Origin of the sequence: Ensifer sp., from assembly GCF_035999135.1 — a bacterium.
GTDB lineage: Bacteria > Pseudomonadota > Alphaproteobacteria > Rhizobiales > Rhizobiaceae > Ensifer.
Window position 1 is genome coordinate 20317 of the sequence record NZ_DASYGZ010000239.1, and the last position, 8669, is coordinate 28985.

Here is an 8669-nt window from a genome sequence, read left to right on the forward strand (position 1 = left end):
ACGCGCGACCGCAACCGGAGCGTCATCTGCCGAAAAAAGCGGCAAACCTATATAGAATGGTACCGCACCATCATTTGAGGAGATCATTGATCTGCTTGGACTTATTGCCGTAACATGCCATTGTTGCGTCGCCATATGCACATTTTCGCATCGCACAATTTGCCTTTCGTACAGCTTGGCAGTCGAAAATAAATCATATAGCAAATTCGCAACGTTCATTTTCGTGGCACGTCTCTGTGCCACGTTGCCATAAGACGGAGGGTCCGATGACTGATAAAACCGCGGTTGTAACACTCGATGGAAAGTCGGCGGATCTTCCGGTGCGATCGGGGTCGATCGGCCCTGACGTTGTCGACATCGGCTCGCTCTACAAGCAGACGAAAATGTTCACCTACGACCCGGGCTTCACCTCCACGGCGTCGTGTGAATCCAAGATCACCTACATCGACGGCGACGAAGGCGTGCTGCTCCACCGCGGTTACCCAATCGAGCAGCTCGCCGAACACGGCGACTTCCTCGAAGTCTGCTACCTGCTGCTTTACGGCGAACTGCCGACGAAGGCGCAGAAGGCCGACTTCGATTACCGCGTCACGCACCACACCATGGTGCACGAACAGATGTCGCGGTTCTTCACCGGCTTCCGCCGCGACGCGCACCCGATGGCCGTCATGTGCGGCTGCGTCGGCGCACTGTCGGCCTTCTATCACGACTCGACCGACATCACCGATCCGCACCAGCGCATGGTCGCTTCGCTGCGCATGATCGCCAAGATGCCGACGATTGCCGCCATGGCCTACAAGTACCATATCGGCCAGCCCTTCGTTTACCCGAAGAACGATCTCGACTACGCGTCGAACTTCCTGCGCATGTGCTTTGCCGTTCCGTGCGAAGACTATGTCGTCAACCCGGTGCTGTCGCGCGCCATGGACCGCATCTTCATCCTGCACGCCGACCATGAGCAGAACGCATCGACCTCGACCGTCCGCCTTGCGGGCTCCTCGGGCGCCAACCCGTTCGCCTGCATCGCGGCCGGCATCGCCTGCCTCTGGGGCCCGGCGCACGGTGGCGCCAACGAAGCGGCGCTCAACATGCTTGCCGAAATCGGTTCGGTCGATCGTATTCCGGAATACATCGCCAAGGCCAAGGACAAGAACGACCCGTTCCGCCTGATGGGCTTCGGCCACCGCGTCTACAAGAACTACGATCCGCGCGCCAAGATCATGCAGAAGACCACGCATGAAGTCCTCGCCGAGCTCGGCCACAAGGACGATCCGCTGCTCGAAGTGGCTATGGAACTCGAGCGCATCGCGCTCACCGACGAGTACTTCATCGAGAAGAAGCTCTACCCGAACATCGACTTCTACTCGGGCATCACCCTGAAGGCGCTGGGCTTCCCCACCACCATGTTCACCGTGCTGTTCGCGCTCGCCCGCACCGTCGGCTGGATCGCGCAGTGGAACGAAATGATCGAAGATCCGGAACAGCGCATCGGCCGCCCGCGCCAGCTCTATGTCGGCGCCCCGCAGCGCGACTACGTGCCGGTTTCCAAGCGCTGATAGCGATCGGCAGAAACAGAAAAACCCGGTCCAGGTGGCCGGGTTTTTTTATGCCTGGAAGGCGATGCCGGTATCGGCCTTTGTGTGCAGGCGACCACCGGGCGCGCCTATTTGCCTTGGCCGTGACGATTGGAGCCAAGCATTCAAAGGCGAGTGCTGAGTGTTCTCATGAGCATTGCGGCTGCGAAATATATGCGGCGAGCAGTGCGGTCGGGCGACCCTGCCCTATGCCTTGTTCTTTTCGAGGTAACCGAGGACGATTTCGGCTGCCATCTCGCCCGGGGGCCGGTCTGTGGCCATGCGTCGCTGCACGCGGGCATAACCGTCGAGCATCGAAGCACGCTGGGCCGTTGCGCCTGCCAGTCGCTCCACCCAGCGCGTCAGGGCGCCCGGGCGGATCGATTCGCCGAAATACTCCGGCACGATCGGAAAATCCGCGATCAGGTTGGGCAGCGCGCCGCTCCAGATCCGGATACGCTTGTGCAGGAGCTTCACCAGGAAATCCGGGTCGTAGGTCGAAACGACTGGCACACCGGCGAGCGCCAGTTCCAGGATGACGGTGCCCGAAGCTGCAATTGCCGCATCGGCGCGATCGAAGGCGGCCCATTTCTCTGCCGTCCCCACGGAGATTTCCGGCTGGATGGACCAGGACGCGGTGATCTCCCGCACCAGCTTCTCCTGTCGCGGCACGGTCGGCAGCAGGAAGCGGATGCCCGGATGCCGGCTCACAAGTTCCGCGACCACGGTCCCGAAAATCGGCAGCAGCCGGCTGACCTCGCTTGAGCGCGACCCTGGAAGCAACAGGCAGGTGGAAAGGCCGGCGTCACCGCTGTTGTGAAGCCGCTGATGGCGGCTTGCGCGAACGGCAAGCACATGGGCATCGCTTGCAAGCCGGTGGCCGACATAGGTCGTAAGCGGCCCTTGGAGTTGCTGCATGGCCTGGGGCTCGAAGGGCAGGACGGCGAGCACATGGTCGACATAGGCGCGCATGCGCGGCGCCCGCTCCGGCTTCCACGCCCAGACGCTCGGGCAGACGTAGTTTACAACAGGCAGATCCGGCAGCGCCGCGCGCACCTTGCGCGCCACGCGATGCGTGAAGTCGGGACTATCGATGATCAGAAGCGCATCCGGCCTTGCTGCAATGATCGCCTTTGCCGTCTGGCGGATGCGCATGATCAGCTTCGGCAATCGGGCCAAAACCTGTGTGAAGCCCATGATCGACAGTTCGGAATAGTCAAACAGCGAATGCAGGCCTTCTGCTTCCAGCGCCTCGCCACCGACGCCGACCAATTCGATCTGGCGTCCGCTCTTGCTCTTCAGCGCCCGGACGAGATCACCGCCGAGGAGGTCACCGGAGACTTCGCCGGCGATCACCGCCAGCCTGTAGCTCGAGCCGCTCATCGCCCTGCCCCTGCGGACACGCGTTCGACGCCCGTGACGAAGATCCCCGTCTGGTTTGCGATCGCAACCACGTCGGTGCGTTCCAGTACGAGAGCGCGGCCGGCTTCGACGGCGATGCCCGCGAGCCCGGCCCGTTTGGCCAGTTCGACCGTGGAAGGTCCGATGGACGGCAGGTCGGCGCGCAGGTCCTGGCCGGGCTTGCACAGCTTGACAAGGACGCCGCGCCGACGCGCGGAAACGCGCCCTTCCATCTTCAGCATGGCGACCCGCTCCAGCATCGCATCCGTCCCCTCGGCGCCCTCAAGGGCGACCACACGTCCGCCAATGGCGACCGCGCCCTGCCCGACGTCGAGCGTGCCGAGCGCGTTGGCGGCGGCAATGCCGGCCTCGATGTCACGGCGGTCGTCACCATCCGGGGTGACAGCACCGATCGGGCCTGGCTCTGCCAGAAGATTGGGAACCACTTCGTGCACACCGATCACGTGCGCCCCGCTTGCCTCGATCAACTGCATGGCCATGCGCAAGACGGCATCGTCGCCGCCCGACACCAGCGTCTTCAGAACCGACGGTATTTTCGCGAGTGTCTTGAACGTCGGGCGGATGTCGCGCCATTCCGGGCGCCGGCGAACCCAGCCGGACAACACGACACGATCGATCCCCTCGTCGCGGAACGTGCGGCTGATGTTGGCAAAATCGCCGATCGCGAGAACGGAATGGTCGAAGTCGAGCCAATCGCTCTCTTCGGCCTCGCGCGACAGCGCAATGACATAGGGATTTTCACCGCGCGCGCGCACCGCCTCGGCAACGTGGTGCGGCAGCGCGCCACCACCTGCGATGATGGCGAGCCGGCCGCCGGACGCTGCGCGGCTCGCGGTATCGGGCATCACGATCAAGCCTTGCCGCGGGATGGCGACGACAGCGCCCTGTCACTTTCAGCACCGATGAAATCAAGGATCTCGACGACTGGCGCGCAGCCGACGTAATCGTCGCGGATGGCCGCGGCGTTGGCACGGATCGATTCCGGGCCTTCGAAGATCTGCTTGTAGGCGCGCCGAACCGTGTGGATCGTCGCGCGGTCGATGCCGGCGCGCGTCATACCGACCACATTCAACCCGCTGAGCAGCCCCGGATTGCCGTTGAGCATGCCATAGGGAATGACGTCATAGCTCACCGCCGAGAGACCACCGACAAAGGCCTGGCGGCCGACGCGGGTGAACTGATGGACGGCACAGCCGCCGCCAAGAATGACGCGGTCCTCGACGGTCACATGTCCTGCCAACATCACGTTGTTCGACAGGATGATGTTGTTGCCAAGCCGGCAGTCGTGCGCCACGTGGGAATTGGCGAGAAAGAGATTGTTGTCGCCGACGACCGTCTTGCCACCGTGCTCGACCGTGCCAGTGTTCATCGTCACGCCCTCGCGGATCGTGCAGTTCGCGCCGATCAGAAGCTCCGTGTCGACAGCGCTGTGGTGCACGCTTTGCGAATCGCCGCCGACCACAGCGTTCGGGAAAATCTTCGTCCCCTTGCCGACCGTCGTGCAGCCGCTGACCACGACATGGCTCAGGAGCTCGACGTCGTCGCTCAGAACGACTTTCGGCCCGATGTAGCAAAACGGGCCGATCTTGACGTTCTCGCCGATCACCGCCCCACTCTCGATGACCGAGGACGGGTGGATCTTCGCTGATGCTGCAATCATGTTCAGGCGTCTTCCTTGCTGACGATCATCGCGCCGATATCAGCTTCCGCGACAAGTTGCCCGTCAACTTTTGCGTCACAGTGAAACTTCCAGATATTGCCGCGCTGCTTCTGCTTCACGACATGGAATTCGACGCGGTCGCCGGGAACGACCGGCTTGCGGAAACGCGCATTGTCGATCGTCATGAAGTAGACAAGGTTCGTTCCCGTCCCGACCTTTCGGGCACAGATGGCACCGGCCGTCTGGGCCATGCCTTCGACCAGGAGAACACCAGGCATGATCGGCTGTTCGGGGAAGTGACCGGTGAAATGCGGTTCGTTCGCCGAGACGTTCTTGATGCCGATCGCCGAATTGTCGCCGTCGATCTTAATGATGCGATCGACGAGCAGAAATGGGTAGCGATGCGGGAGCAGCTTCAGGATTTCCTGAATATCCGCCGTGCCGAGAACCGTTGCTGCCTCACTCATTCGTATCGCCCTTCTTCTTTTTCTGTCTTTCGCCCGCGCGCATGGCCATTTCCGCAACATCGCGCAGGAAATCGCGCATCGGGCGCGCTGGAATACCACCATACCGTTCGCCGGCAGGAACGTCGCTGGCAACACCGCTCATGGCGGCGATCTGGACGCCGTCACCGACGGTGATGTGGCCGTTGACGCCACTGCCGCCGCCGATCATGACGCCATCGCCGATCTTCGTGCTGCCGGCGATGCCGACCTGGCTGACGATGCCGCAATAGCGGCCGATGCGCACGTTGTGACCGATCTGGACGAGATTGTCGATCTTGGTCCCCTCGCCGATCACCGTATCGTCCATCGTGCCGCGGTCGATCGTCGTGTTGGCGCCGATCTCGACATGATCCTGGATGATCACGCGCCCGACCTGGACGATCTTGATCATCCCGCCCCTCGGTCCCGGCGCATAGCCGAAACCATCCTGGCCGATGCGGGCGCCCGGGTGAATGATGACGCTGTTGCCGACGAGAGCGCATAGCACGCTCGCGCCTGCGGCAATCGTGCAGTCGCGACCGATGCGTACGCCTGGGCCGATCACGGCGCCTGCCGCGATGCGGGTGCCGCTGCCGATCTCCGCCCCTGCCCCGACAACGGCCATCGGCTCGATCTCGACGTCGTCTTCAAGACGCGCGGTCGGATCGACGAATGCACCCGGCGCAATGCCCCTCAGGCTCGTATTGCGCGCAGGACGCATCGCAATCTCGTGCAGCAGCGTGCCGGCAAGCGCAAAAGCGGTATGCGGACGGGCTGCAAGCAAGACCGGTATGTGGGAAGGCACCAATGGGGAAATCGTCTTGTCGCAGATGATCGCCGATGCCTCGCACGTCTCGAGTTCGGCGCGGCTCTTGCGAGACAGCATGTAGCAGACGTCACCGGGCTTTGCCCGATAGACCGGCGCTACCGAACGGACGGCGCGGTCTGCAACCGCGACATCCGCCAATTCCGCCCCAATGCGATCCGCCAGGTCACCCAGTCGGATCCCTTCGTGGGGCGGAAAAAACCAGTTCTGTTCCATGGACACTCCAGAACGTTCTTTTCTGGCAGTTCTGGACTGCTTCTTATCAGAACGACGAGGAAATACCGAACTTCAGGTTCTGTACCCGGTCGAAATCTTCCTTGGCGATCGGCCAGGCGTAGTCGACGCGCAGCGGACCGAACGGCGACGCCCAGACCAGACCGATACCGACCGAGGCACGCAGCGAAGCGTCGTTGCCCTGAACCGATTCGCCCGGCGCCGTGAGTGCAACCTTGTTGCTGTAGAGCGTGCCGGCATCGGCAAAGACCGCGCCACGGAAGCCGCTGTCACGCGGAACGCCCGGAAGCGGGAACGTCGCTTCGGCCGAGGCTGTGAAGTAGGTCGTGCCGCCGAGCGAGTCGCCCGACTGCTTCTCGCGCGGACCGATACCGTTGCGTTCGAAGCCGCGAATGTCGCTGGTGCCGAGCTGGAACTGGTCGAAGACCTGCAGGTCGCTACCGGTCTCGAAGATGTGGCCGGCGCTACCGCCGAGCGACGCGATGATGTCCGCCTCGTCGTTGACGGTGTAGTACCACTTGGCCTTACCGGTCATCTTGTAGAAGTCGGAGTCACCGCCGAGGCCAGCAAACTCGTGCGTGAAGGTCGCGAGAATACCGTCATGCGGCAGCTGCGCGTCGTCGAGCGTGTTGTAGGTGATCGACTGCGAAACCGACGAACGGACCCAGTTGCCGCCATCAATTGCCCGCACGTAGGGCGACGACAGCTTCGACTTGTCGCCGCTGTAATCGAACTGCGTGAAGTTGTAGCGCAGCGTCGTCGACAGGCTTTCGGTGATCGGCGCGGTTACGCGCAGGCTGAAGCCCTGATCTTCGTAGCTGTAGTTGTCATCGTCGAAGTCGTTCTCGTTCTTGAAGACGTCGAAGCCGGCGGCCAGACGATAGCCGAGGAAATACGGCTCAGTGAACGAGACGTTATAGGTGCGGCTCTCGTCACCGCGGCCAGCGGCGACACGGATGTACTGACCACGACCGAGGAAGTTCTTTTCTTCGATCGACGCTTCAACGAGGAAGCCACCGCCGCTGCCGGCGGAGTAACCGGCGCCGATACCGAACGAACCGGTCGACTGGTCCTGCACGTCGACGATGACGACAACGCGGTCAGCTGCACTGCCCGGAGCGGTCGAGATGTTGACGGTCGAGAAGTAGCCGAGCGCCTCAAGGCGACGCTTGGCGCGAGCGACCATTTCCTGGTTGAAGGCGTCGCCTTCACCCATGTCGAACTCGCGACGGATAACATAGTCACGCGTACGGGTGTTGCCGCGGATTTCGATACGCTCGACATAGGCGCGCTCGCCCTGGTCGACCAGGTAGTCGACGGCGATCGTGTGATTGCCGAGGTCGCGGTTGCCGCGCGGCGTGACGCGAGCGAACGGATAACCGGCCGAAGCGACGCGCTTCGAGATCTCGCTCATCGTGTCCTGAACGTCCTTGGCCTTGTAGACCGAGCCCTGACGGCTGACGATGACGCCCTTCAGCTCTTCGGCATTGATGCCTTCGACCGTCGATTCGACGTTGACGGCGCCGAAATCATAACGCGGACCTTCTTCGACGGTGATCGTCACGGTGTATTCGTTGGTCGCCTCGTTCAGCGAGGCCTCCGACGAAACGACCTGGAAGTCGGCATAACCGCGGTTGTAGTAGAACTGGCGCAGCAACTCTTCGTCGGCGCGCAGCTTGTCCGGGTTGTAGACGTCCTTGCGGGTGATGAACGAGAAGATGCCCGATTCCTTCGTCGCGATGACCGACTGCAGGCGGCCGTCACTGTAGGCTTCGTTGCCGACGATGTTGATCTGCGAAATCTTGGTGCGCTCGCCTTCGTTGATGACGAAGGCGAGGTTGACGCGACCTTCGGCGACCGGGACGACCTGAGTCGTCACCGTGACATCGCCGCGGCCGATGGCAGCGTAGGCATCCTTGATCGACTGGATGTCGGTCTCGACGGTCGCTTCGCTGTAAGGACCGAGCGGCTGCGTGCGTACGATGCCCTGCAGCTTGTCGTCCTTGATCTTGCGATTGCCGTTGAACACGACCTGGTTGACGAGCTGGTTCTCGCTGACGGTGACGACCAGCGTCCCGCCGGAAACGTTGATGCTGACGTCGGAGAAGTAGCCGGTCGCATACAGACGCTTTACGGAAGCGTCGATGTCTGCGCTGCTGAAGCTCTTGCCCGGAACGATCGTGATGTTCGCGCGAACCGTTTCAGCGCTGACACGCGTGGCGCCGCGCACATCGACTCGGCTGATGGTAGCTGCCTCTGCAACGGACGTGCCTGCGAGCAAACCAACACCAGCGCCGGAGACAACAATGCTTGTTGACAGCGCAGCCGCCGACACCGCGTTCAAAAACCTTGAACCAGCTTTCATGTTCAAATCTTACCTTTTCCAAACGTCGCGCGGCAATTTCGTGCCGACTCCGGTCACGGTTGCCGTTTTAACCGCTTTTCCCATACAAGCAAGCCAGCTCGTT

7 protein-coding genes are annotated in these 8669 nt (G+C 62.2%); 1 reads left to right on the top strand and 6 read right to left on the bottom strand.

Annotated features, from left to right (window positions below; all coding sequences use genetic code 11):
* Positions 1-266 precede the first annotated feature (266 nt).
* A complete protein-coding gene (gene gltA / locus VGO12_RS31260; protein WP_327516626.1) occupies positions 267-1556 on the top strand; it encodes a citrate synthase in 1290 nt (429 codons plus the stop codon).
* Between the two features lie 225 nt (positions 1557-1781).
* Here gltA and lpxB read toward each other — a convergent pair whose 3' ends face one another.
* From lpxB to bamA, 6 genes are read right to left on the bottom strand one after another with little or no spacing between them, the layout of a single operon-like run.
* Complete coding sequence (gene lpxB / locus VGO12_RS31265; RefSeq protein WP_327516627.1) at positions 1782-2957, bottom strand: lipid-A-disaccharide synthase; 1176 nt, start codon at positions 2955-2957, stop codon at positions 1782-1784.
* The gene (locus VGO12_RS31270) at positions 2954-3841 is read right to left on the bottom strand and encodes an LpxI family protein (protein ID WP_327516628.1); all 888 of its coding nucleotides are present in this window, start codon (positions 3839-3841) and stop codon (positions 2954-2956) included. The genes lpxB and VGO12_RS31270 overlap by 4 nt, the downstream gene beginning before the upstream one ends.
* Positions 3842-3846: 5 nt before the next feature.
* Entirely contained in the window at positions 3847-4662 is an 816-nt protein-coding gene (gene lpxA, locus VGO12_RS31275) for an acyl-ACP--UDP-N-acetylglucosamine O-acyltransferase (RefSeq protein ID WP_327516633.1), read from the bottom strand.
* A complete protein-coding gene (gene fabZ, locus VGO12_RS31280) occupies positions 4659-5123 on the bottom strand; it encodes a 3-hydroxyacyl-ACP dehydratase FabZ (RefSeq protein WP_327516630.1) in 465 nt (154 codons plus the stop codon). Before fabZ ends, lpxA begins: the two co-directional genes overlap by 4 nt.
* Positions 5116-6183, bottom strand: coding sequence for a UDP-3-O-(3-hydroxymyristoyl)glucosamine N-acyltransferase (gene lpxD / locus VGO12_RS31285; RefSeq protein ID WP_327516631.1), 1068 nt, complete (start codon positions 6181-6183; stop codon positions 5116-5118). The genes fabZ and lpxD overlap by 8 nt, the downstream gene beginning before the upstream one ends.
* A 46-nt stretch (positions 6184-6229) precedes the next feature.
* Positions 6230-8566, bottom strand: a complete 2337-nt coding sequence (gene bamA / locus VGO12_RS31290; protein WP_327516632.1) for an outer membrane protein assembly factor BamA — start codon at positions 8564-8566, stop codon at positions 6230-6232.
* Between the last annotated feature and the right edge of the window lie 103 nt (positions 8567-8669).